The following is a 22,770-nucleotide window of genomic DNA, read 5'->3' as shown; positions in this document are numbered from 1 at the left end:
CGTGTCAGAGTGGTCGTATGCGGCGGGTCCGGGGGCGGGAGCTGGCGGGGTGGGCGGCCGCGCTGGGACTCGCGCTGATCGTCGTCGGATACCTGGCGTCGTCACCCCGGTCGACGCTGATGTTCGACGACGGGGACTCGCTGATCGTGGCTCTGGTCGCCCGATCGATCCTGGACGGCGGCGGGGGCGACTGGGCGATGTCCAGTGTGCTGTTCTTTCCCGAGATCGCGGTGTTCACGGCCCTCGACGCCGTGCTGCCCTTCGACGTGGACGGCGTGCTGGCGGCCAACGCGGTGGTGAACGTGCTCGCGCTCTACGGGACGATCCGCCTCGCCGCCGGTCGGCGCGTCGAGGGTCGGGCGCCGGTCGCCTGGTCGGTCGCGGCCCTCGCGACGTTCTGTCTCCTCATCCTCACCGAGTCGTCGACGTCGCGCGACGCGCTCGAGCTCGCGTCGCTGATGCTGACGACCACGTACTACTCGGCCACGGTCGTGGGCGTGCTCCTCGCCGTGGCTCTGTGTCGGCGCGTCCTCGACGACACCTCTGGAGGCGTGACGCCGGTGATCGCCCTCGGTGCGGTCGCGGCGGTCGCGACCATGAGCAATCCGCTGTTCGCCGCATGGGCCACGGTGCCGCTCTCCCTGATCCTCGGCGCTGTCTCCCTCGCTGCGCCCCCGGTCCGGCGTCACGCGCCGGCCCTGATCGGGGCCCTGGTCGCGGGCAGCGCCCTGGGCTTCCTCGGTCGCATTCCGTTCTCGGCATGGATCGCGAACTCCGGCGCGGGCTACGTGCAGCCCTCGGAGTGGGCCCACGCCGTCGAGTACTACGCGGGACTCGCGATCGAGCGCCTGTCCACCCCCGGCGGCGTGCTGGCCGCGGTCGTCATCCTGACGCTGACGGTGCTCGCGGTCGTGCGGACGGCGCACGCGTCGGACAGCGGCATCCGCCTCGTGGCGATGGCAGCCTGGGTCCTCCCGCTCTTCGTGATCGTCGGCGGCATCGCGGCGGGAACCCACGCGGCCCGGTACCTGCAGCCGCTCGTGTTCGCCCCGATCCTCGCCCTCGTCGCACTCCCGCGCGTCCGGATGCCGCGAGCCGCGGTGACTCGCGTCGTCCCCACCGTCGTCGCCATCGCCCTCCTCGTCGGCAGCGCGGCGGCCGTGCCGCGCATCGTGCAGGCGGCGAGCGCGCCCGACCGCGATCTCGCCTGCGTGACCGACTGGGTGGACGCGTCGGGGCGCACCGGTGCGGGACAGTTCTGGACGATCCGACTGCCCAAGCTGCACGCGTCGGATCCCGCCCGGCTCGTGCAGGTCGACCACGAGCTGCACGGCTACGCCTGGCTCGTCGATCGTCGGGACTTCGCCGTGGGTGCGGTGTCGTTCCTCGTCGAGGACACGCAGACCGTGCCGTGGAACCTGCGGACCACCGCGGAGCCCACCGCCCTCGTCGAGTGCGGGCGGTACCGCATCCTCGACTACGCGCCGGCGACGCTTCCCCTCGGGCCCGCGCGTTCGTGACCGGTGCGCGCTGTCAGCGCGAGGGGGGCGGTGCGGTCGTCGTGCCGGCGCGGAACACGCAGTGCAGGTCCTGGGTCACGCCCGGCTCCCCGCGCAGCATCCGGGCGACCTGCTCCCCGGCGGCCCTGCCCTTCTCCACCGCGGGCTGCACGCTCGTGGTGAGGGTGAGATCGCCGAGGCCGTCGAGCGGGATCCCGTCGAAGCCGGCCACCGAGAGGTCTTCGGGGACACGGAGTCCGAGTTCCTCCGCGGCACGGATCACGCCGACGGCGAGCAGGTCGCTCTGCGCGAGCACGGCGGTCGGCCGGGTGGCGGGATCGGCCAGCAGCATCCGGCCGACGAGGATGCCCTCGTCGATGAGGCTTCCGGAGGCCGAGATCGCCGGGGCGTCGGGGAAGATCTCACGCATCCCGGCGAGACGGTCGACCGTCACGTCGACGGTCGCGTTCGCCAACCGCTCCGGCGTGATGAGGCTGCGCTCGCGCTCCGCGTCCAGCGAGAGGGTGACGAGCGCGACGTCCTGATGACCGAGGTCGCGCACGTGACGGGCGATGTCCGCGGAGGCGGCGACGTTGTCCAGCGTGATGCGCGGCACATCGAGCCCCGCATCGCCCTCGATGACGACGACCGGGAGACCGCGTCCGAGCACGATCTCCAGGGACGCGCGGGTGCGCCCGGAGCATCCGATGAGCACCACGGCGTCGACGGGAGCGCTCGCGATGGCAGAGCCGTCCTCGCCCGGCTCGTCGCGCATGAGGAGGATCCCGGCGCTGAGGTCGGCCAGGCCGTCGGTGAGGCCGTCCATCATCGCGGTCGTGACCGGATCGAGGAACGCCGCGCGCAGATGTCCCTCCAGGACCACCGCCACGATGCCGCTGCGCCCGCGCCGGAGGGAGGCGGCGCGGGGATCGGGGCCGGTGTAGCCGAGGTCGGTCGCGGCGGCGAGCACCCGGTCCCGGGTGGCGGGTGCGACCTTGGCCTTGCCGCTGAAGACGACGGACGCGGTCGAGGTGGCGACCCCCGCCTCGCGAGCCACATCGGCGATCGTGGGCCGTCGCGGCGTCTCCCTGGTCATACTCCGAGGATAGCCCGGTTCCGTCACCGAAGGTCGAATCGATTCGATAGGCTGTCCGCCATGGACACCGCCCTCACCCGCTCGCAGTTCGTGCGCTGGCGCACCGCGATCTTCGCCATCTTCCTCGCCAGCGGCCTCTCGATCGCGACCTGGGCCTCCCGCGTGCCGGGGATCAAAGAGGCGCTCGACCTCGACAACGCGCAGGTCGGCCTCATCCTGCTCGGCATGGGCGTCGCGTCCATCCTCGGCATCTCCACCAGCCCCGCGGTGATGGCGCGGACCGGCGCGCGACGCGGCATGCTCCTGGCGATGCTCACGTTCGCGACCGGCATCGCGCTCGTCGGCCTCGGCGCCACCGTCTTCGGGTCGGTGCCTGTCGTGCTCGTCGGCATGGTGCTCTTCGGTTTCGGCAACGGCTGCGTGGACGTGATGATGAACGTCGAGGCCACCGCCATCGAACAGCAGATGGGCCGCACCATCCTGCCGGTCTTCCACGCGTTCTTCAGCTTCGGCACCGTGCTCGGCGCCGGTATCGGCGCCCTCGCCGCGGCGCTCAAGGTCGACGTCGGCACGCACGCCGTCTCGATGGGCGCCCTCATCGCCGCGATCGCCGTCGTCTGCTTCTTCCAGGTGCCGGTGCGCGAGGCCGCGCTCGACCCCGAGGACCACGAGAAGCCCCCGTTCCGTCAGCGGATGCACACCGCCCTCGAGGCCTGGCGCGAACCCCGCACCTACCTGCTGGGAACCGTCATGCTCGGCATGTCCTTCGCGGAGGGCGGGGCCAACGACTGGATCGCCCTGGGCACCGAGCAGGGGCACGGGTTCGCGGAGGGCACGGGGGCCGTCGCCCTGGCGGTGTTCTCCGTCGGGATGACGGTGGTGCGCCTCTTCGGCGGACCGCTGGTCGACCGGTTCGGCCGGGTGCTGGTGCTGCGCATCCTGGCCGCGACGGCCGCCACCGGAATCCTGCTGTTCATCCTCGCGCCCACACTGCCGCTGGTCCTCGTCGGCGCAGCCCTGTGGGGCATCGGCGCGTCGCTCGGCTTCCCCCTCGGCATGTCGGCGGCGGCGGACGACCCGGCCAAGGCCGCCGCACGGGTGAGTGCGGCGGCGACGATCGGCTACGTGGCGTTCCTCGGCGGCCCTCCCGTGCTCGGCGTCATCAGCGAGCACATCGGGCTGCTCAACACGCTCTTCATCCTCGTCGCGCTCGTGGTGCTCTCCGGCCTGTTCTCCGGCGCCGCCCGGCCGCTCCGCACGGAGGAGAAGGCTCCGGCGGTTCCGACCACCGAGCGCTGACCTCAGTCCTCGACACCGCGCTCCAACGCGGCCGCGTGTGACCGGCTACGCGCCCCGAGCTTGTCCGCGTTGGGGCCGTATTCCAGTTCTGTATCTGCTTCATATTGGTGACGAAGCGCGTCCTTTCAGGGGCTCAAGAGGCTGTCCCCCGAATGGTGGACAGACAGTGCCCTTGGGGGCTGCTTACCGTGGCTCCGCGCCAGCCTTCGCGTTGGCGCCAGAAAGGAATGCGATGTTGCGAAGGAAGCTGGGGATTGTTGGCGCTCTCACGGCGGTTGCTGCGCTTGCGGTGCCGATGGTCTCACCGGCCTATGGGGCGGATGACTCAGTGGATGACGCTGAAGTGGTGGCTGCGACGATCGAAGCCGCTGCGCCATCGACGGAGTTGTCCAGCCCGGGCGAGGTTGTTGCTGGTCAGCTTGTGACGACTGTTGGTGATGTTGAGTCTTCCGTGCCGCTGTCATCAGAAGATGAGGTCATCGTGACAAGGGCAACCGCGGACGGAGAGCAGGCGGCGAGTATCGCGCTTCCTGACGAGCTTCCGGTTGATGCTGGTGTTGTTGCTGCCGACGGGACCGTCGTATATGCCGCCGATGACGGCTCGAATGATGCTGTCACCGTTCAGACGCTCGAAGACGGGTCTACACGTATTCAAACGGTGATCGGAAGCGCGGATAGTGCTCACGAGTTCGGCTACCGGATGGACGGGTATCAGCCCTATCAATCCGATACCGGGGAAGTGATCTTCATCGACGGTCAGAATGACGCGGTCCCGGTGGCGGCTCCTTGGGCTACTGATGCGGACGGGCGTGCCGTCCCCACTCGGTACGAGGTCCGCGGGGACGAGCTGTTTCAGATGGTCTTTCCTGTGGCGCAGGCGAATCTTGCGCAGGGGGAGAATCCCAAGACTTGTCTGTTCTTCACTGCTGCCCCGATCCCCGGCGTAATCTGGAGGGTCAAGTGTTGAACGGAGAACCGCTGATGGTGAACGAACCGATCATCTATCTCCTCACCGTTCTTCTCGGAGCGAGCGTGGGTATCAGTTTCGCGTCGACCGCGGTGGGACCGTTTCGCTGGCCGGGTCGGGTGGCGGGGCTCCTGGTCCTGAGCGTTGTCGTCATCGCTGGCTTCATCATCGGCGCGCGGGCTGTGTGGATCGGGCCCATCTTCGTGCTCGCGCTGTTCGTTACGAACGTGATGGTAGGGGCTTCCCTACGGCGAGACGACCCCGTGTTCCTCGCCCAGTCGTACTGGCGGCGTGTCCTCCTTGTGAGTAGGGGCTACAAGAGCGAGCCGAGCGCCGCTGCGGGAGAACCTGACCGTTCCAACGCTCAGACTTAGGTGGTCATAGCTCAGCGCCACGTTGCTTCCACGCGATAGACCCCGTGGGTGCCGCCCTGTGGGCATCGGCGCCTCGCTGCTCTTCATCCTCGTCGCGCTCGTGGTGCTCTCCGGCCTGTTCTCCGGCGCCGCCCGGCCGCTCCGCACGGAGGAGAAGGCTCCAGCGGTTCCGACCACCGAGCGCTGACCTCAGTCCTCGACACCGCGCACCAACGCGGCCGCGTGTGACCGGCTACGCGCCCCGAGCTTGGTGAGCACGTTCGACACGTGGGTCTTCACGGTCGGCACCGAGATCTTCAGGCGCGCGGCGAGCTGGGCGTTCGACCACCCCTGCAGGATCCCGTCGAGGACGTCCCGCTCCCGCGGCGTCAGTTCCGGGAGCACGAACGTCGTCATCGGCGGCGGCTCCGAGGCGGACGCCGCCACCGCGGCGAGCGCACGCCGGGTGACTCGCGGGTCCAGCGCCCCCTCTCCGGCAGCGACAGCACGCACGGCCTGGACGAGGGTCGGCGCGTCGACGGTCTTCAGGAGGAAGCCGACGGCCCCGGCGCGGATCGCCGCGAGCACGAGCTCATCCTCGTCGAAGCTCGTCAGCACGAGGACATCTCCCAGTCCGCGCTCCACGATCTCGCGGGTGGCCGAGACCCCGTCACGTCCCGGCATGCGCAGGTCCATGAGGACCACGTCCGGCCGGAGCGCCGCCGCGTTGCGGACCGCGACCTCCCCGTCGGCCGCCTCGCCCACCACGGCGATGTCGTGCGTCTCCAGCATGATGCGCAGGCCCGCCCTGATCGCGCCGTGGTCGTCGGCGAGCAGCACGGTCGGCGCGGTCATGCCCGCACCTCCACCGGCAGTCGTGCCTCGACCAGCCAGCCGTCGGGCTCCGGTCCGGCCCGGAACGTCCCGCCCAGGGCGGTGATGCGCTCCCGCAGCATCTGCAGCCCCCACCCGTCGCCGCCCTGCCCGGCGGTCGCGGTCGGCGCCCCGCCTCGCGACCGCACCGCGACGCTGGCCGCCCCGTCGGCCGGGCCTATCGTGACCTCGACCACCGCCCCGTTGGCATGGCGGACGCAGTTTCCCAGCGCCTCGCGCACCACCCGCACCACCGCCTGCTCCCCGCCCCCGCCGAGCGCGCCCGGATCGTCGACGGCGAGCCGCACGTCCAGCCCCGAGCGCCGGGCCTCGGCGGCGAGGCGGTCGAGGTCGGCCCACCCCGGCGTCGGAGCGAGCGCGCCGTCGCCGCGGCGCAGCACCCCGATCATCGTGCGCAGGGCTCCGTGCGCGTCCAGCCCGGCATCCCGCACGGCCTGCAGCGCGGCACGGTCGTCGGACCGGTCCGGCGGAGCAGCGAGCGCCGCCTCGGCCCGGATGGCCATCGCCATCACGTGCCCCGCCACCACGTCGTGCAACTCCCTGGCCATGGTCTCCCGCTCGCGCTGCACCGCCTGCACCCGGTCTTTGGCGGCGGTCGCCGCGGCGTCTTCCGCCCGCTGACGGTGCAGCTCGGCCAGCTCGTGCGCCTGCGACACCGCCACCGCCCACCAGTAGTCGGTGCCGAAGATCGCTCCGAACTGCACGCCGAACAGCAGCGCGACCGGTGGTTCTGCCCCCGAGAAGAGCAGGGCGGCGAGGAAGAGCGCGATGGTCGCCGTGCCCAGCAGCACCAGCAGCACGCGGCGCCCACGCGGGCCGGCGAGGAAGGCCGCCGTCCACAGCACGTCCAGCAGCACCACCAGCGTCCCGACGCCGCCGACGGTGACAAGGTCGGCGACGAAGAGCACGGTGACGAGGGCCAGCACGGTCCACGGGTGCCGACGCTTGCCGAGGGCCAGAGCGCAGGCCGGGATGGCGAGCACCAGCGCCCCCCACGGCGAGACGTCCTCGGGCAGCAGCGAGAAGGGGCCCCAGATCCCGTGGAACCCGAGAGCAGCCATGATCGTCGCGAGGACGGCCATGCCGACGGGGTCCACCCACCATCGGTGCCGCCGGTACCAGGCGGCGGGCCCTCCGTCGGCCGGATCGTGCATGCCCTCATGCAACCACGGCCCGCACTCCGTCGCATCCGACCAAAGGATGAGGGGGTCTGAACGACCCCGACTTTCGCCCGATCCGCGTCCGCCCAGGGGTCGGGATCGTAAAGGCATGGAACTCTTCGGTGGGCTGCCGCTGCCCCTCTCCCTCGCCGTGCTCGCGCTCATCGACGGTCTGAGCGTCGGGACACTGCTCATCCCGGTCTTCCTGCTGCTGCACCCCGGGCGTGTGCGCGCCGGGCGGATCCTCCTCTATCTCGCGACGATCGCCGTGTTCTATCTCGTGGTCGGACTCCTCTTCCTGTGGGGGCTGGTGAACCTCGTCGACGTCGCCTCCGACTTCCTGAGCTCCCCGGCGGGAATGATCACCCGCCTCGTCGTCGGCGCCGCCCTCCTCGTCACGGCGTTCGTGATGCCGACGAAGCCCGCCGAAGCAGCGCCGGGCGGGGCGCCCACGGCCGCCGTCGCGACGCCGGATCCCGGCATGCCGGGCAGAGACCCCGTGTCGGCATCGGGCGCGCAGATGCAACCTCCCGCTCCGTCCGCCGCCGCCGCGACGGCCGCGCCCCGGCCCGGACGGATCACCCGCTGGCGGGAACGGCTGCTCGACCCGAAGACGCGCGGGTTCGCGGTCATGGCCGTCGCCATCGCCGCCGGCCTCGTGGAGGTCGTGACGATGCTCCCCTACATCGTGGCGATGACGATGCTGGCGGACGCCGGCGTCGACACCTCGCTGCGGATCCTGTCCCTGGCCGGATACTGTGCGCTCATGATCGCCCCGGCCGTCGTGCTCCTCGTGCTGCGGCTGGTGGCGGCCCCGCTCGTGCAGCGGCCGCTGGAGCGCTTCGCCGCCTGGATGGAGCGGACGGGCGCGGAGAACACCGCCTGGATCATCGGCATCATCGGCTTCCTCATCGCCCGGTCGGCCGCCACCGAGCTCGGGCTCTTCGGCGCGATCTTCTGACCGCGACCACGGCGACGACGAAGTAGGCTCGTCGGGTGCGTCTCGTCATCGCCCGCTGCTCGGTCGACTACACCGGTCGGCTCAACGCCCATCTTCCGCTCGCCACCCGCCTGCTCGTGCACAAGGGTGACGGGAGTCTGCTCGTGCACTCCGACGGCGGCAGCTACAAGCCGTTGAACTGGATGAGCCCGCCGTGCGTGCTCGCCACCGAGGACCCGGGCGAGGAAGAAGCCGGCGCCGGCGTCGTCGAAGTGTGGCGCGTGACCCACAAGAAGACCGGCGATGCCCTCCGCGTGCAGATCTACGAGGTCATCCACGACTCCAGCCACGAGCTCGGGATCGACCCCGGGCTGCAGAAGGACGGCGTCGAGGCGGACCTGCAGCGCCTGCTCGCGGAGCAGGTGGACCGCGTCGCCGAGGGTGCCACCCTGGTGCGTCGCGAGTACCCCACGGCCATCGGCCCGGTCGACCTGCTGGTGCGCGACGCCGACGGCGTGGCGATCGCGGTCGAGGTCAAGCGCCGCGGCGACATCGACGGCGTCGAGCAGCTCACCCGCTACCTCGAGCTCCTGGGTCGCGACCCCCACCTCGCCCCGGTGCAGGGCGTGTTCGCCGCCCAGGAGATCAAGCCGCAGGCCCGCGTCCTCGCCGAGGATCGCGGAATCCGCTGCCTCGTGCTCGACTACGACGACATGAAGGGCATCGAGTCGGGCATCCCCCGCCTCTTCTGACCTCAGCGCGTCGAGACCAGACGCGGCTGCGGACCCTCGAGCCGCGCGATCGCGATCTTCACCTCGGTGAGCTCGTGCTCGATCCGGTCGAACTTCGCGTCCTGGATCGCGAACCTCGCGTCAATCGCGGCGAACCGCGTGTCCATCCGACCGATCATCCAGCCGAATCCGCTGATGATCGCGACGAGAGTCGTCGCGGCCGTCGCCAGCATCGTGATGACTTCCACCGACACGTACATGCCCCCATTCTCACCCGTGATCCCGCCGCTGTCACGACTATAGGTCGACGTGAAGGGTGTTCACGTGTTCGGTGGATAAACCCGTTTCGTGCACACCTGTGCAGGACGGGCGGGCACCCGTTCGCGGGACCCTAGGCTGGAGGCATGCCCTCTTCGCCTTACTCGTGTGTGCTGTGGGACGTCGACGGGACCATCGTCGACGCCTCGGTCGGGATCCTGCGTCGCCTGAACATCGCCCTGACACACTTCGGCCACCCGGCGCCGACGCGGGAAGAGCTCGTGCACTGGATCGGTCCTCCCATGTTCCAGTCCTTCCAGGACCAGGCGGGGATGACGCCGGAGCAGTCGGCCGAGGCCGTGGCGTTCTACCGCACCCTCGGCAAGGCCGACGGGTACACGACCGACGTGCAGACGTATCCGGGCGTCGCCGAGCTGATCCACGACCTGCACGCGGCGGGTGTCCCCCAGGCGACGGCGAGCTCGAAGCCCGAGAACCAGGTCGACGCCCTGGTCGATCACTTCGGACTCCGGCCGTCGTTCCTCACGACCGTGGGCGCCACGCCGGACGAGGCCACGCTCGCCTCCAAGACCGACATCGTCGCCGAGGCGCTGCGACGGCTGCGCGAACTCGGCGCCGACACCTCCCGCCCGGTCCTCGTCGGCGACCGGCATCATGACGTCGAGGGCGGTCTCGCCAACGGCGTGCCCGTGATCTTCGTGGGCTGGGGATTCAGCGACCCGCACGAGGGCGACGACGCGGCGTTCCGCGTCGCGACCGTCGACGAGCTGCGCGCACTCCTCCTGCCCTGACCGGCCCGAGGCCGCCAGGGAAGACGAAACTCCCCGCCGGGTCAGCGCCTGCGCGTGATTCCGACGGGGAGTTCCCGGTGTTGCTTCCGCCTCAGACGGGGCGGATGTTCTCTGCCTGCAGGCCCTTGGGGCCCTGCGCCACATCGAACTCGACCCGCTGGTTCTCTTCGAGAGAGCGGTAGCCGGATGACTGGATGGCGGAGTAGTGCGCGAAGACGTCAGCGCCTCCGTCGTCGGGGGAGATGAAGCCGAAGCCCTTCTCCGAGTTGAACCACTTGACCGTGCCCTGGGTGCTCATGTACTGCCTGTTCTGCTGATGTAGAAGCCGACGCAGGGGTGCACCGACATCGCTAACGCTAGTGGAGGGGACCCCCAGCGGAATAGTCGTTGCGAGAAGGTAATCCAAATGTTGCATGAGCGGACGCGCCCGGAAAATGGTGTGGCCCTCACCGCGGGGGGAGCGATGAGGGCCGAAGACGACCGGAGGGTGCGTCAGAAACAGCCTAACCCCTCCACGCGCTTCTTGTCCCCCTTTTGGGGGACAAATCTGAAAAATCTTCGTGGCGACCGGCCGGAGAGCGGCCCTCTCGAGGAGTTCATTGGGGACTGAACTACTCGAGAGGGCCCAATCGCATGCACGGATCGTCCGGCCCGTGGGGAGGGCCTCCGCCTCCTGGGGAGAGGCGTAGACGATCGATCCCCTTGCATGCACTTTCACCCTAGGGGAGGACGCGATCTCCCGCCATGGACCTTGACAGACGCAGGGGTAGCCTGAATCGGTGACCATGCTGAACAAGGACATGACGCTCTGCATCTCGCTGTCGGCACGGCCGAGCAACAACGGCACGCGCTTCCACAACCATCTGTACGAAGCCCTCGGTCTGAACTGGATCTACAAGGCCTTCGCTCCGACCGATCTGAGGCAGGCGATCGAGGGGGTGCGCGGCCTCGGCATCCGCGGGTGCGCCATCTCGATGCCCTACAAAGAGGACGTCATCGCCCTCGTCGACCGCATGGACCCCTCAGCGCAGGCCATCGATTCCGTCAACACGATCGTGAACGATGACGGCGTGCTCACGGCCCACAACACCGACTACTCGGCGATCGCGCAGCTGATCGCGGAGAACGACCTCGACCCCGCGTCCTCGGTCCTCCTCCTCGGCTCGGGCGGCATGGCGAAGGCGACGGCGGCCGCGTTCCGCGATGCCGGCTTCACGGACGTGACCATCGTCGCCCGGAACGCATCCGCGGGCCGTGCCCTCGCCGAGCTGTACGGCTTCGCCTGGCGCGCGGAGGCCGGAGACACCACCGCCGACGTGATCGTGAACGTCACCCCGATCGGCATGGCCGGGGGTGCGGAGGCGGACGCACTCGCCTTCCCCGAGTCCACGGTGGACGCCGCTGGAGTCGTGTTCGACGTCGTCGCCCTGCCCGCCGAGACCCCGCTCATCGCCGCCGGTCGGGCCGCGGGCAAGACGGTGATCACGGGCGCCGAGGTCGCGACGCGACAGGCGCTCGAGCAGTTCGTCCTCTACACCGGGATCCGTCCGTCCGCAGAGCAGGTGCGCGCCGCCGAGGAGTTCATGCGGGCGGGAGCGTGAGGCGATGAGCCCGGGTCAGGACGCGCGACCCTCGGCCAGGTAGCCGAGGCGGTGCAGCGTCTCGGCGTTCCGCCAGCGGAGCATCGGCGTCGTCAGGAACCGGGGCACCATCGTCGCCGGGCCCTTCACCGGCTCCTCATCGATGCGCACCTGGCATCCGGTCGGAGTCGACCGCGCGCGGATCGTCACCTGCGCCTCGCCGACCGGCCAGCCGCGTGCCCGCATCACGGCGCGGTGCGGAGGGTGCCACTCGACCAGCTCCGTCGTGTCGTCGAGGAGCGCGGGCCACGTGCCGACCGAATGGTGCAGCTGGGCCCCGGCCGCCGGCCAGGAGTCGTCCACGTCACGCATGCGGGACGCGCCGACCACCCACGCGGGGTAGAGCCAGCCGTTCGCCAGCACGCGGAACACGTCATGAGTGGTGCACGTCAGGTCGCGGGTGTTGGTGGCCATGGTTCCTCCGTTCCCTGCCATCCTGGGTGCTTCGAGCGTCGGTCGGACAGGTGCTTGACATCGGCGGCACCGACAGCCCGGCTAGCACAATCGATCCGAAGTCGCCTCCCCCTTGGGCCCCCTCGCGGCCACGTGACAGGGTCGGATCATGCTTCAGCGACTGACTTCCCGACTGTCCGACGGCCTCGACGCGGTCCTGCAGGAGGACTCGCCGTCGCTGCTCACCCGGGGCTACGACTTCGGCGAGCGCATCTGGCGCCGAGCCCGCCCCGGCGCCCGCTCCGCCCCGATGCGCCTCCTCGGGCACCCCGCCGCCTTCGTCCGCGGAGCCGAGGGGGTGGAGCTGTTCTACGACGAGAGCCGCATCGCCCGCGCCGGCGCCATGCCGGGGGTCATCCGCGAACCGCTCTTCGGGCACGGCTCGGTGCACGCGCTCGACGGCGCGGCGCACCGCCACCGCAAAGCCACCTTCGTGGAGGCCGCGTACGAGGATGCCCAGGTCGAGCGGCTCACGCCCTTCCTCGAACGGGAGTGGGCAGCGGAGCTCGAGGACTGGCGCGCCGGCGGCACCCGGACCGCGTACGACGCCGCCGTCGGTGCGTTCGGTCGCGCCATGATGCGGTGGGCGGGATTGCCCGGCACGGCCGCGGCGCACACCCGATGGGCAGCCCGACTCGCGCAGATCGTCGACGGATTCGGTGCTCCCTACTCCCCCGCCTATGTCGAGGCCTTCGCGAACCGCATCTTCTCCGACCGCCATGCGCGACGCCTCATCGAAGCCGTCCGCGCCGGCGATCTGTCGGCCCCCGAGGGCACGGCACTCGCCCTGTGGGCCGCGCACCGCGACGAGACCGGGGCGCTCCTGCCCACCCAGGTCGCCGGCGTGGAGCTGCAGAACAGCATCCGCCCGATGATCGCCGCCGCGCGGTTCGTGGCTTTCGCCGCGAAGCAGTTGCACGATCACCCCGAATGGCGCACTCGGATCGCCGCCGAGACCTCCGAGCGCGGGGCCCTGGTCGGGGGGACCCTGGCGACGATGTTCGCGCAGGAGGTGCGGCGGACGGGGCTGTTCGTGCCGATGCTGCCTGGTCGCACCACCACCGAGGTCGAGATCGAGGGGGTGACCGTCCCGGAGGGCGGCCGGGTCGTGCTCGACATCCTCGGCACGAACACGGATGGGCGGTCGTGGTCCCACCCCGAGCGCTTCGCCCCCGAGCGCTTCACCGACGTGGACGACTACGAGGACCTCGTGACCTTCGTCCCGCAGGGCGGGGGCGACGTCGCCACCGGACACCGCTGCCCTGGGGAGAAGCTCGTCATCGCCGGCCTCTCCGCCGCCGTCGCGGTGCTGAGCGACCCGGAGCTGACGGTGCTCGACGAGGGACTCGACGTGAACCGTCGCCGCCTTCCCACCAAGCCCTCCTCGGGTGGGCGGGTGCGTGCCACCGGTTCCGGGAGCGGCTGCCCGTTCCACTGAGTCCTGGGATCGCACGTCGTCCACGACCTGTCAACCGGGTGGCCATGCTGTCGCTCGCCCGAGAGCGTGGAGGGACGACGGACATCGAGACGTGGAGGACATGATGAAGGCACTCACCTGGCAGGGCAAGCGGAACGTGACGGTGGAGGAGGTCGCCGACCCGGTCATCCAGCAGCCGGCGGACGCCATCGTCCGGATCACCTCGTCGGCCATCTGCGGATCCGACCTGCACCTCTACGAACTGCTGGGCCCGTTCCTCGACCGCGGGGACATCCTCGGGCACGAGCCCATGGGCGTCGTGGTGGAGGTCGGCGCGAACGTCACGAAGCTGAAGCCCGGCGACCGCGTCGTGATCCCGTTCAACATCTCCTGCGGGGCGTGCTTCTTCTGCCTCCGCGGGCTGCAGTCGCAGTGCGAGACGACCCAGGTGCGCAAGTACGGCAGCGGCGCGGCACTCTTCGGCTACACCAAGCTCTACGGCCAGGTCCCCGGCGGGCAGGCCGCGTACCTCCGCGTGCCGCTGGCCGACTACAACCACATCCCGGTCGGGCCGGACCTGCCGGATGAGCGCTACCTCTTCCTCAGCGACATCCTGCCGACCGCATGGCAGGGCGTGGAGTACGCGCAGCTTCCCGAAGGCGGGACGCTCGCGGTGATGGGACTCGGCCCCGTCGGGCAGTTCGTCAGCCGGATCGCCCGGCACCGCGGCCACCGCGTCATCGCGGTCGAGCCGGTGGCGGAGCGGCGCGCGATGGCGGAGCGGCAGGGCATCGAGACGCTCGACCTCACGGACACGGCCGTCGAGGAGATCCGCGATGCCACCGAGGGTCGTGGTGCCGACGCGGTCGTGGACGCGGTGGGCCTGGAGGCACACGGCAACAGCGGCGTGGAGTTCCTGCAGAAGGCGGTCGGACTGCTGCCCGATCCCGCGGCACGGCAGATGCTCGACAAGGCCGGGATCGATCGTCTCGCCGCCGTGTACGCCTCGATCGACGCCGTCCGTCGTGGGGGCACGGTCTCGCTGAGCGGTGTGTACGCGGGCGACGCCGACATCCTGCCGATGAAGACCCTGTTCGACAAGCAGATCAGCATGCGCATGGGACAGTGCAACGTGAAGAACTGGATCGACGACATCCTCCCGCTTGTGGAGGACCCGTCCGACCCGCTCGGCGTGATGGATCTGACGACGCACCACGCGGCCCTGGAAGACGCCCCGGACCTGTACCGGACGTTCCAGGAGAAGAAGGACGGCTGCATCAAGGTCGTGCTGCACCCCTCCGCCGCCTGACGGATCGTCGAGGGGCTCTAGAAGCAACCCGGGTTGACAGCATCGCTGCCAGCAACCTAGGTTGACATCATGGAGTCCCTCGACATCGCCCGCGCCGCCGCGGACACGACCGATCCCCGTGCCGGGCTTCGCGCAGTGGCCTCGTTGCGGACGCTCGCCGACGCTCTCGAACTGCGCCAGGTGGAGGCCGCGCTCCGCGCCGGGATGAGCTGGCAGGCCGTCGCCGACGCCCTCGGGGTCACGCGGCAGGCCGTGCACAAGAAGCACAGTCGTCGCATCGATCCGACGATCCCGGTTCCGCGGCGGAACGCATGAGCCGGTTCACGCAGGCCGCTGCGACCATGCACACCCTCTCGCTCGCGGCGATGGAGGAGGCGTCACGCCTGGGTGTCCGCGATGCCGACATCGATCACCTGCTGCTCGCACTCACGCTCGATGCCGACACCGGCGGACAGGTCCTGCGGCGTGCGGGCGTCGATCTCGACGCCACCCGGACGGCGGTCGAGGCGCAGCACGCCGGACAGCTCCAGGCCGTGGGCGTGGACGCTCCTTCGATCGGCCCCGGTCGCATCGTCTTCCACGAGACCGAGGGCTACGACTGGACGGACCGCGCCCTCGCGGTGCTCCGCGCCGCCACAGGGGGCGGCCGACAGGGCGACTCGGCCGCCGTGCTCCGCGCCCTTCTCGAGGAGCCCAGCGGCCTGATCACCGCCATCCTCGACCGGCTCGCCGTGACGGCGGACGACATCACGGTGCAACTGGATGAGGTCGAAGCCGCAGCCCGCCCGCTGCAGCGACGGCGGGAGATCTCCGGGATCTCCGGGTCACGCTCGATGTTCATCCCGGCGACCATGACGGATGTCTGGACATTGCTCTCGACCGCCGACCGTCTCCCGGACTGGGATCAGAGCGTCGCCACCATCCTCCCCGGACCCGAGGACGGACCCTGGGAGGCGTTCGCCCCCACGACGGCCCCCGATGGACGACCACTCCGGCGCAAGCCGGCATTCCATCGCCTCCGGGTGACCCGTTCGGGGCCGGAGGATCCCACACACGTGGCCTGGCGCTTCGAGCATCCCGACGCCCCGAACGCGAACCCGCGCCTCCTCGCCCTCGCGCTCGAACCGGCGGCGGGCGGCACACAGCTCCGGGCGACGCTGACATGGGAGACCAGGCGACGCGGACCGATCCGACGAGCGCTGCGGTCCCCCTTCGCGCCCCTCCTGCGCGGGCTGGTGTTCATCCAACTCGTACAGGTCGAGAGTGGAATCAGTCGGGTCTTCCGCTGATCGGTCGCTCAGCCCTCTTCATGCCGCGGACCGACGCCGGGCTCCTTGCTGTGGGTCGACTCATAGGCGGGCTCCGGCGGATTCTTCGACGCAGGGTCCACGCGGGCCGCGTTCCCCGCGCCGGCGTCGGCTCCGGCCCCGCCGGCCGGCACGTCCTGAAGAGCGTCCGGATCGTCGCCTCCGCGCTCGGCGAGGTGTGCCGCGATGCCTTCTCGCGAAGGCTCCTCATCGGACTCGACGACGTCCTCCTCCTCGGGTCGCAGAGGCTCCTCCGGCTGCAGCGGCTCATCCGGGTACATGAAGGCTTCCGGGTTCGACATGACGCGCTCCTCTCGTGACGGAGACTCCAGCGTGCGTCGGATCGGCGCTCAGGACAGGCCCGTTGACACAACGGTGGCACCCCGGTAGCCCATCGCCCGGGTACCGGCGGGTGCCACGATCGAGCGCCGCACCCGCCGGGCCGGAGTCCTCAGCTCTTCGCGCCCTTGCGAGGCTTGAGGAACTCGTCCGGGGCGTTCTTCGCGCGCTTCGCCGCCCGCTTCTCCTTGAGAGAGAGCTGCGGCGCCTTCTTTCCGGCGCGACCCGGTGTGGACTTTCCTGACATGGCGCTTCCCCTTTGTGACTGGCTGGCGTAACCCCCGACCATACCCGGAAGCACAGGGAAGTCAAATTTCCCGCTGAACGGGAGAAAAACGCCTGAGCGAATCGCTCTGCAACCCTGTACGGAACCGTGATCGTCTCTCACTTCTTTTGAATGACTCAAAATAACGTGGTACGGTCGGAGGACAGCAACCGGTCAGGCAGACCGCTCCGCACGCCACTCAGAGGGCCGCCTGCGGAGGCGCGCCGCCGCAGCCCGTGCGCCGGAGTCGGGGAGAGCACCCCCCGCGGTCCGACGTGCGCAGCGCGAGGGACACACGTCCCTCGGCGCGAGCCTGCCCATCCGCCCCGAGAGAGGAATCCCCATGCCAGAGACACGACCCACCGACCATCGCCGCACGGGGTTCACCTCGATGCCGCATTCCTTGGGTCGCGGCGGCCGCGAGGACATCGTCTGGGAGGCGCTCGAGCGGGTGGATGGGAAGCCCGCGCCCGCGATCGGCGTCATGCAGGCGGCGATGGGCACGGAGGCGCAGATCCGCCTGACCCAGGACGTGATCCGCGCCTACCTCGATGCGCAGGGCGTCCGCGACACCCGCGAGTGGGCGGCACGCCGAGGCGGTGTCGCATGAGGCGTCGACTCCGCTCCGACGTCCGGGAGCACTCCGACACCGTCCTCCGCCTGCAGCCGGCAGAGCTCCACGAGACCGCACCCTTCGCACCCGGCGACGACCGCTTCGTCGCCGAACTCGCCTCCCCCGGCCTCGGGGCGTGCTCATTCGTCCTCGGTCCGCAGGGCACACCTCCACCCGCGTGGATCGTGCTCGATTATGCCGACGGGCAGCAGCGCCGGTGGCGGCGTGCGCGGCGGGCAGGCGATCGGCATTTCTTCACCCTCGCGGAGGACACCGCGAGCGCGGGATACATCACAACTGTTGCCTGAGGCAACTTTGAGGCGTACCCTGGACACATGACCACCGGCGAAGACGTCGCCGGCATCCACCTGGCCCTCGTCCGCGTGGTGTCGGAATGGAGTGAGAGCGATCTGCAACGCCAGGTCGCCGAGGCCGTCGACGTCGCCCTCGATCCGTCCGCCATCCGCGCGCTCTACCTGCTCGGGATGAACGGCGGTGCGATGGGCTTCGGCGACCTGGCCGCGCACGCGACACTGTCGCGGCCGACCACGTCGAAGCTCGTCGCCCGCATGGCGACGCAGGGCGTCGTCGACCCCGTGCGCTCGGGACGCACGGTCGAGGTGCGCCTGACGGACGCGGGCCGGACGGCCTATACGCGCCTGGTCGAGGCCGGCCATCGCATGGTCGGCGATGCGGTCGCAGGCTGGTCACCGGACGAGATCGACGGATTCCGCCGCCAGCTCGGCCGCTTCGTCACCGCACTGTCCGGCACGCCGCCGGTCGTGTCCATCAAGGAGGAAACCCCATGACCCGCACCTATGTCGTCACCGGATCCGCATCCGGCATCGGCGCCGCCACCGCCGAGCTGCTCCGCTCTCAGGGCCACACCGTCATCGGCGTCGACCTCGCCGGCGTCGAGGTCGACGGAGATCTGTCCACCCACGAGGGGCGTCTGGCCGCGGCGAGCGCCGTGGTCGAGGCGGCCGACGACGGGATCGACGCCGTCATCGCCTGCGCCGGCATCTCGGCTCCGATCTCGAAGACGATGTCCATCAATTTCTTCGGCGTGACCGAGTTCCTGACCGCGCTGCAGCCCACGCTGAGCCTGGCCGATGCGCCGCGCGCCGCCGTGGTGTCGTCGATGGCCTCGCTGCAGCCGGTGTCGCCCGAGCTCGTCGACGCGGCCCTCGCCGGCGACGAGGCGCGCGCGATCGAGATCGGCGACCGTCTGGCCGCGACACCCGAGGCCGGGTTCCTCAACTACTCGTCCAGCAAGCGCGCCCTGTCGCGGTGGGTCCGTCGCGAGAGCATCGCCCCGGCGTGGGCGGGAGCGGGCATCCCGCTGAACGCCGTCGCCCCCGGCACCGTCATCACGGCGATGACCGCGGGCCTGCTCGACTCGCCCGAGGGTCTGGCCATGGTGGACGCCGCCGTGCCGATGCCCCTGAACTACCACCAGCCGGCGTCCTCCATCGCCGAGCTCCTCGTCTGGCTCACCAGCCCGGTCAACACCCACATGGCGGGTCAGACGATCTACTGCGACGGCGGAGCCGACGCCGTCCTGCGCGGCGACGACATCTGGTCCTGGAACGACGCCCCCCAGAGCTGAGACCTGCACTGCTCAGCCGCTGTTCCGGGAGCGCGGGTATCCTGAGGGTGTCTCCGGCACCCGGAGCAGCGGACGAGGGAGCAGTACCCGCACACGACGACTGACTCATGAAGGAGTCCGTCATGATCCGGTCGTTCATCACCCGCACCGACCTGCTGCGTGTGGCCCTGGGCTGGGGCGCGGTCGTCGCCCTGCTCGCCCTGCACCCGTTGCTCGCGCCTCCCGTGCCGGGACCACTCCTGGTCGTCGCCCTCCTCGCGATCGTCGCCGTGATCCTCGTGTGCGCGTTCGGCGTCGTGAAGCAGGCCGAGGCCCTCGCCCACCGGCTGGGCGATCCCTACGGATCCCTGGTGCTGACCCTGTCGATCGTGCTCATCGAGGTGATCCTCATCTCGGCGGTCATGCTCGGGCCGGGCGAGCACGCCACCATCGCGCGCGACTCGGTCATGGCCGTCTCCATGATCATCCTCAACCTCGTCATCGGCCTGGCCCTCCTCCTCGGCGGACTCCGCCATCGGGGCATGGCGCACAACCGCACCGGCACATCCGCGTACCTGTCGATGCTCGTGGTCCTCGTCGCTCTGGCGTTCGGACTTCCGGGGCTCATCGGCCACGGCGGTGCGTACACGGTCGGCCAGGAGATCCCGATCATCGTGCTCACACTCGTCCTGTACGCATTCTTCCTGTTCCGGCAGATGGGTGCGCAGGCCGATGACTTCACCGAGGTGGACGAGAGGCTGCGGCCAGCCCACACGGCGGCGAACGCGGCACCGCGGACCCCCATCCGCGCGGTGCTCGCGGCCCACCGCGTCGAGGTGCTGACCCGCCTCGTCCTCCTCGTCATCACCGTCGCCCCCATCGTGCTGCTCTCGCACGACATGGCGGCCCTGCTCGACGACGGTCTCGGCCGGCTCGGCGCTCCCGTCGCCCTGGCGGGGCTGCTGATCGCCGGCATCGTGTTCCTCCCGGAGTCGATCACCTCGATCCGCGCGGCCCTGAACGGCGAGGCCCAGCGCGTGAACAACCTCTGCCACGGGGCGCTCGTGTCGACGGTCGGCCTGACCATTCCGGCGGTCCTCCTGATCGGCATGCTCACCGGGCAGCAGGTGGTGCTCGCCGAGTCGCCGGCCAACCTCCTCATGCTCGCCGTCACCCTGCTGCTGTCGGTGACGACGTTCGCGGCGAAGCGGGTCACCGCGATGCACGGGGCCGCGCACCTGGCGACCTTCGCCGTCTACGTGCTCATCCTCTTCAGCTGAGCCGCCTCAGCGGGTCAGCTCGGCGTGGACGGGCTTCGGGATGAAGAGGGAGAAGGTCAGCGCGCCTGCGAGCACGACGGCGCCGGTGAGGAGCGCGGCGACGTAGCCGCCCGCCGCATCCCCGCTGCCGCCGAACGAGGTCTGGGCCGCGTAGATCACGACGAAGCTCAGTCCCGCCCCGAGGTTGATCGCGCCGGTGTCCAACCCGGGGAGCGATCCCGGCCGCTCCTTCGGCGACAGCACGACGCCGAGGCCGTTCAGCATGATGTTGCCGATGCCGGCGTACGTGACGCCGGCCGCGACCGAGAGCAGCAGCAGGGTGACCCGGGAGGACGTCCCGACGTTCGCCACCATCAGCACGAGCACGACGATCGTGCCGATCAGTCCCACCCGGAGCATCGCGCGGTAGCCCACGGTCGCCGCGAGCCGTCCGGTCAGCGGTCCCATCAGCAGGCCGGCGAGCGCGTACGGCATCAGGATCCAGAACGACACCTCCTCGGCGCTCATGGACAGACCCATGCCGGTGTCCTGCGCCAGAGCGGGGACCACGCCGTTCATCACCGCGAAGATGCCGGAGAGGGTCAGCAACGAGGTCGCGGAGAGCGCCCAGGTGGAGCGCTGCTTCAGCTGAGCGGGCGAGACCAGCGGGTCCCGCAGCGCGCCCTCCAGCTTCCAGAGGGCGAGGAACGACACCACGGCCACGACAGCCAGCACGATCACCAGGAGCACGTCCGCCTCGGCGAGCTTCCCGAGCTCGTTCAGGGCGACGAGCATCGACCCGACGGAGACGACCAGGAGCAGCGACCCCCACCAGTCCATGCGCGGACGGTCCTCCGCCATCGTCTCCGGGGCGAGCAGGCGCACGACGAGTGCCGCGGCCACCGCGACTCCGGCCATGGTCCAGAAGATCGAGGCGAAACCGTGATTCGTGGCGAGGTAGCCGCCGAGCAGCGCGTCGCCGCCCGCGATCCCGCCGTTGACGGCCGTGACGACGCCGAGCAGCGTGCCGTACATCTTCGGGTCCGCGACGGCCGCGCGCAGCATGATCAGGCACAGCGGTACGACGGGACCGGAGACGCCCTGGATGAGGCGGCCGACGAAGAGCATCGGGACGTTCGTCGCGAGCGCCGCGACCACGCAGCCGACGGCCATCACCACGAGCATGCCGACGAGCACCCGGCGCCGTCCGATGAGGTCGCCCAGCCGCGGGAGGAACAGGGTGAAGAGGGCGGCGGCGGTGAAGAACACCGTCTGGGTCGCCGCGATCTCCGATGCCGTCGCGTCGAGCTCGCGCTCCATCGTGACCAGGGCCGGGCTGAGCATGCTCGCGTTCAGCTGGAACGCGAGGCACGCCGCGAGGAGGGCGACCATCAGGGGGGCGACGGCCGTCCGGGGCCGGAGGGCGGTGGTGTGCATGTCGTTCTCACTTCTTCGTGTCAGTGCGGGGGCGCCGGAATGCGTAATCCTTTACGCGCGGCTTATCTTGGGAGTCGAGGCGCCGGTGTCGGCGCCCGACGGGAGTCGAGGTGCGGATGAGGAAGCCGTCGGTGACGCTGCATGATGTGGCAGCCGCGGCCGGGGTGTCGATCGCCACGGTGTCCCGCGCGCTGAACGGCAAGGAGCGCGTCTCCGGAGCCACCGCCGAGCATGTGGCCCGGGTGGCCGAGCAGCTCGGCTATCGGGTCAACCTCATCGGCCGCGGTCTGCGCGAAGGCACCGGCGCGACCATCGGCGTGGTCGTCCCGGTGATCAGCAACCCGTTCTACGGTGAGCTCGTCCATCGCCTCGAGGACCATCTGCAGCGGCGGGGATTCGACCTCGTCATCGCGGACTCGCACGGCGAGGTCGACCGCGAGCGCGCCCGCCTGCGCATGCTCGTCGAGCGCCGCGTCGAGGGGGTCTTCGTGGTCCCGTCCGATGCGGAGCTGTCGTTCGACGCCGTCGCCGATACCGCCCAGCGCCTTCCCCTGGTCCAGGTGGACCGGAGGGTGCTGGACCTGGATGCCGACTTCGTGGGGGTGGACAACGATCATGGCATCGGGCTCGCCGTCGACCATCTGGTCTCGCGCGGCGCCTCTCGCATCGTCCTCGTGTCGGGCAACGACGTCACGTCGGTCGGCCGCGAGCGCCGCGCCGCGTTCGAGGCGATCGTCCGCGCGCGGTCGCTGCCGGTCGAGGAGAACGTGTTCGGCGAATACCTGCTCGCCTTCGGCGAGTCCGCCGTCACCGAGCTGCGAGCGCGCGGTCCGCTCCCGGACGCGATCGTCGCGGGCGACGACCTCGTCGCCGCCGGTGCCGTCGCCGCGCTGAAGCGCGCCGGCCTGCGCGTCCCGGGCGACATCCTCATCACGGGATTCGACGGCACCATGCTGGCGGACGTGTGCGAGCCGCGTCTGACGACCGTGGTCCAGCCGTTCGACGAGCTCGCCGCGGAGGCGGTGGAGGCTCTCGTGCAGCGGAGGGAGGATCCGGACGCCCCGTACGCCCTGCGCCGCGTGGCCCCGACCCTGCGCGTGGCCGAGTCGACGTCTCCCGCGCCGGGCGCGTGAC

The 22,770-nt window shown here is 70.4% G+C and carries 28 protein-coding genes; 19 read left to right on the top strand and 9 right to left on the bottom strand.

The window, feature by feature from the left end:
• Nucleotides 1-17 precede the first annotated feature (17 nt).
• On the top strand, nucleotides 18-1,520 hold the full coding sequence (locus tag MICNX66_RS00315) for a hypothetical protein (RefSeq protein WP_187662835.1): 1,503 nt from the start codon (nucleotides 18-20) through the stop codon (nucleotides 1,518-1,520).
• 13 nt (nucleotides 1,521-1,533) lie between these two features.
• On the opposite strand, the gene MICNX66_RS00310 is transcribed toward MICNX66_RS00315, so the two are convergent.
• Nucleotides 1,534-2,595: a LacI family DNA-binding transcriptional regulator gene (locus MICNX66_RS00310; RefSeq protein ID WP_187662834.1), complete on the bottom strand. Its 1,062-nt coding sequence runs from the start codon at nucleotides 2,593-2,595 to the stop codon at nucleotides 1,534-1,536.
• A gap of 60 nt (nucleotides 2,596-2,655) precedes the next feature.
• On the opposite strand from MICNX66_RS00310, the gene MICNX66_RS00305 reads away from it, so the two are divergent.
• The 4 genes from MICNX66_RS00305 (at nucleotide 2,656) to MICNX66_RS16965 (ending at nucleotide 5,422) form a co-directional block, all read left to right on the top strand.
• Entirely contained in the window at nucleotides 2,656-3,894 is a 1,239-nt protein-coding gene (locus tag MICNX66_RS00305; RefSeq protein WP_187662833.1) for an MFS transporter, read from the top strand.
• Between the two features lie 346 nt (nucleotides 3,895-4,240).
• On the top strand, nucleotides 4,241-4,861 hold the full coding sequence (locus tag MICNX66_RS00300; protein ID WP_187662832.1) for a hypothetical protein: 621 nt from the start codon (nucleotides 4,241-4,243) through the stop codon (nucleotides 4,859-4,861).
• Nucleotides 4,862-4,875: 14 nt separating this feature from the next.
• A complete protein-coding gene (locus MICNX66_RS00295) occupies nucleotides 4,876-5,235 on the top strand; it encodes a hypothetical protein (RefSeq protein ID WP_187662831.1) in 360 nt (119 codons plus the stop codon).
• A 58-nt stretch (nucleotides 5,236-5,293) separates the two neighbouring features.
• Complete coding sequence (locus MICNX66_RS16965; protein ID WP_269474808.1) at nucleotides 5,294-5,422, top strand: hypothetical protein; 129 nt, start codon at nucleotides 5,294-5,296, stop codon at nucleotides 5,420-5,422.
• A 2-nt stretch (nucleotides 5,423-5,424) separates the two neighbouring features.
• Here MICNX66_RS16965 and MICNX66_RS00290 read toward each other — a convergent pair whose 3' ends face one another.
• Together MICNX66_RS00290 and MICNX66_RS00285 are read right to left on the bottom strand one after the other, a co-directional pair.
• Nucleotides 5,425-6,069, bottom strand: coding sequence for a response regulator (locus tag MICNX66_RS00290; protein ID WP_187662830.1), 645 nt, complete (start codon nucleotides 6,067-6,069; stop codon nucleotides 5,425-5,427).
• On the bottom strand, nucleotides 6,066-7,262 hold the full coding sequence (locus MICNX66_RS00285) for a sensor histidine kinase (RefSeq protein ID WP_187662829.1): 1,197 nt from the start codon (nucleotides 7,260-7,262) through the stop codon (nucleotides 6,066-6,068). The genes MICNX66_RS00290 and MICNX66_RS00285 overlap by 4 nt, the downstream gene beginning before the upstream one ends.
• 115 nt (nucleotides 7,263-7,377) lie before the next feature.
• Here MICNX66_RS00285 and MICNX66_RS00280 point away from each other — a divergent pair, with 115 nt between their 5' ends.
• Nucleotides 7,378-8,229 carry a GAP family protein gene (locus MICNX66_RS00280; RefSeq protein ID WP_187662828.1) on the top strand — a complete coding sequence of 284 codons (852 nt, stop codon included), beginning with the start codon at nucleotides 7,378-7,380 and terminating at the stop codon, nucleotides 8,227-8,229.
• A gap of 35 nt (nucleotides 8,230-8,264) precedes the next feature.
• Nucleotides 8,265-8,960 carry an endonuclease NucS gene (nucS, locus tag MICNX66_RS00275; RefSeq protein ID WP_187662827.1) on the top strand — a complete coding sequence of 232 codons (696 nt, stop codon included), beginning with the start codon at nucleotides 8,265-8,267 and terminating at the stop codon, nucleotides 8,958-8,960.
• A gap of 2 nt (nucleotides 8,961-8,962) precedes the next feature.
• On the opposite strand, the gene MICNX66_RS00270 is transcribed toward nucS, so the two are convergent.
• Nucleotides 8,963-9,199 (bottom strand): hypothetical protein, encoded by a 237-nt coding sequence (locus MICNX66_RS00270; protein WP_062637647.1) that lies wholly within the window; start codon nucleotides 9,197-9,199, stop codon nucleotides 8,963-8,965.
• A gap of 144 nt (nucleotides 9,200-9,343) precedes the next feature.
• On the opposite strand from MICNX66_RS00270, the gene MICNX66_RS00265 reads away from it, so the two are divergent.
• On the top strand, nucleotides 9,344-10,009 hold the full coding sequence (locus tag MICNX66_RS00265) for an HAD hydrolase-like protein (RefSeq protein WP_187662826.1): 666 nt from the start codon (nucleotides 9,344-9,346) through the stop codon (nucleotides 10,007-10,009).
• A 91-nt stretch (nucleotides 10,010-10,100) separates the two neighbouring features.
• Here the strand turns inward: MICNX66_RS00265 and MICNX66_RS00260 are convergent, their stop codons facing one another.
• The gene (locus MICNX66_RS00260; RefSeq protein WP_017203899.1) at nucleotides 10,101-10,307 is read right to left on the bottom strand and encodes a cold-shock protein; all 207 of its coding nucleotides are present in this window, start codon (nucleotides 10,305-10,307) and stop codon (nucleotides 10,101-10,103) included.
• Nucleotides 10,308-10,788: 481 nt separating this feature from the next.
• Between MICNX66_RS00260 and MICNX66_RS00255 the strand changes: the two genes are divergently transcribed.
• Nucleotides 10,789-11,610 (top strand): shikimate 5-dehydrogenase, encoded by an 822-nt coding sequence (locus tag MICNX66_RS00255; RefSeq protein WP_187662825.1) that lies wholly within the window; start codon nucleotides 10,789-10,791, stop codon nucleotides 11,608-11,610.
• Nucleotides 11,611-11,625: 15 nt separating this feature from the next.
• On the opposite strand, the gene MICNX66_RS00250 is transcribed toward MICNX66_RS00255, so the two are convergent.
• Complete coding sequence (locus tag MICNX66_RS00250; RefSeq protein WP_187662824.1) at nucleotides 11,626-12,063, bottom strand: SRPBCC family protein; 438 nt, start codon at nucleotides 12,061-12,063, stop codon at nucleotides 11,626-11,628.
• A 148-nt stretch (nucleotides 12,064-12,211) separates the two neighbouring features.
• Here MICNX66_RS00250 and MICNX66_RS00245 point away from each other — a divergent pair, with 148 nt between their 5' ends.
• The 4 genes from MICNX66_RS00245 to MICNX66_RS00230 all read left to right on the top strand — a co-directional run bounded on the left by MICNX66_RS00245 (nucleotide 12,212) and on the right by MICNX66_RS00230 (nucleotide 16,117).
• Nucleotides 12,212-13,540 carry a cytochrome P450 gene (locus MICNX66_RS00245; RefSeq protein ID WP_187662823.1) on the top strand — a complete coding sequence of 443 codons (1,329 nt, stop codon included), beginning with the start codon at nucleotides 12,212-12,214 and terminating at the stop codon, nucleotides 13,538-13,540.
• A gap of 103 nt (nucleotides 13,541-13,643) precedes the next feature.
• The gene (locus MICNX66_RS00240; RefSeq protein ID WP_187664060.1) at nucleotides 13,644-14,828 is read left to right on the top strand and encodes a zinc-dependent alcohol dehydrogenase; all 1,185 of its coding nucleotides are present in this window, start codon (nucleotides 13,644-13,646) and stop codon (nucleotides 14,826-14,828) included.
• 69 nt (nucleotides 14,829-14,897) lie between these two features.
• On the top strand, nucleotides 14,898-15,143 hold the full coding sequence (locus tag MICNX66_RS00235; protein WP_187662822.1) for a hypothetical protein: 246 nt from the start codon (nucleotides 14,898-14,900) through the stop codon (nucleotides 15,141-15,143).
• Nucleotides 15,140-16,117 (top strand): SRPBCC family protein, encoded by a 978-nt coding sequence (locus MICNX66_RS00230; protein ID WP_187662821.1) that lies wholly within the window; start codon nucleotides 15,140-15,142, stop codon nucleotides 16,115-16,117. The genes MICNX66_RS00235 and MICNX66_RS00230 overlap by 4 nt, the downstream gene beginning before the upstream one ends.
• Before the next feature lie 8 nt (nucleotides 16,118-16,125).
• On the opposite strand, the gene MICNX66_RS00225 is transcribed toward MICNX66_RS00230, so the two are convergent.
• Complete coding sequence (locus MICNX66_RS00225) at nucleotides 16,126-16,437, bottom strand: hypothetical protein (protein WP_187662820.1); 312 nt, start codon at nucleotides 16,435-16,437, stop codon at nucleotides 16,126-16,128.
• A 149-nt stretch (nucleotides 16,438-16,586) separates the two neighbouring features.
• Complete coding sequence (locus MICNX66_RS16960; protein WP_255218720.1) at nucleotides 16,587-16,721, bottom strand: hypothetical protein; 135 nt, start codon at nucleotides 16,719-16,721, stop codon at nucleotides 16,587-16,589.
• Between the two features lie 361 nt (nucleotides 16,722-17,082).
• Between MICNX66_RS16960 and MICNX66_RS00220 the strand changes: the two genes are divergently transcribed.
• The 5 genes from MICNX66_RS00220 (at nucleotide 17,083) to MICNX66_RS00200 (ending at nucleotide 20,220) form a co-directional block, all read left to right on the top strand.
• Nucleotides 17,083-17,349, top strand: coding sequence for a hypothetical protein (locus MICNX66_RS00220; protein ID WP_187662819.1), 267 nt, complete (start codon nucleotides 17,083-17,085; stop codon nucleotides 17,347-17,349).
• Nucleotides 17,346-17,660, top strand: coding sequence for a hypothetical protein (locus MICNX66_RS00215; protein WP_187662818.1), 315 nt, complete (start codon nucleotides 17,346-17,348; stop codon nucleotides 17,658-17,660). Before MICNX66_RS00220 ends, MICNX66_RS00215 begins: the two co-directional genes overlap by 4 nt.
• A 27-nt stretch (nucleotides 17,661-17,687) precedes the next feature.
• On the top strand, nucleotides 17,688-18,161 hold the full coding sequence (locus MICNX66_RS00210; protein ID WP_187662817.1) for a MarR family winged helix-turn-helix transcriptional regulator: 474 nt from the start codon (nucleotides 17,688-17,690) through the stop codon (nucleotides 18,159-18,161).
• The gene (locus tag MICNX66_RS00205; RefSeq protein WP_187662816.1) at nucleotides 18,158-18,961 is read left to right on the top strand and encodes an SDR family oxidoreductase; all 804 of its coding nucleotides are present in this window, start codon (nucleotides 18,158-18,160) and stop codon (nucleotides 18,959-18,961) included. The genes MICNX66_RS00210 and MICNX66_RS00205 overlap by 4 nt, the downstream gene beginning before the upstream one ends.
• A 122-nt stretch (nucleotides 18,962-19,083) precedes the next feature.
• Entirely contained in the window at nucleotides 19,084-20,220 is a 1,137-nt protein-coding gene (locus MICNX66_RS00200; protein WP_232089136.1) for a calcium:proton antiporter, read from the top strand.
• Nucleotides 20,221-20,226: 6 nt separating this feature from the next.
• Here the strand turns inward: MICNX66_RS00200 and uriT are convergent, their stop codons facing one another.
• Nucleotides 20,227-21,636, bottom strand: a complete 1,410-nt coding sequence (uriT, locus tag MICNX66_RS00195; RefSeq protein WP_187662814.1) for a uridine transporter UriT — start codon at nucleotides 21,634-21,636, stop codon at nucleotides 20,227-20,229.
• A 131-nt stretch (nucleotides 21,637-21,767) separates the two neighbouring features.
• On the opposite strand from uriT, the gene MICNX66_RS00190 reads away from it, so the two are divergent.
• Complete coding sequence (locus tag MICNX66_RS00190; protein ID WP_187662813.1) at nucleotides 21,768-22,769, top strand: LacI family DNA-binding transcriptional regulator; 1,002 nt, start codon at nucleotides 21,768-21,770, stop codon at nucleotides 22,767-22,769.
• Nucleotide 22,770 lies beyond the last annotated feature (1 nt).

It is taken from the genome of Microbacterium sp. Nx66 (assembly GCF_904066215.1).
GTDB lineage: Bacteria > Actinomycetota > Actinomycetes > Actinomycetales > Microbacteriaceae > Microbacterium > Microbacterium meiriae.
The sequence above is the reverse complement of the archived record's forward strand: the minus strand, read 5'-3'. Positions and strand labels throughout refer to the sequence as shown.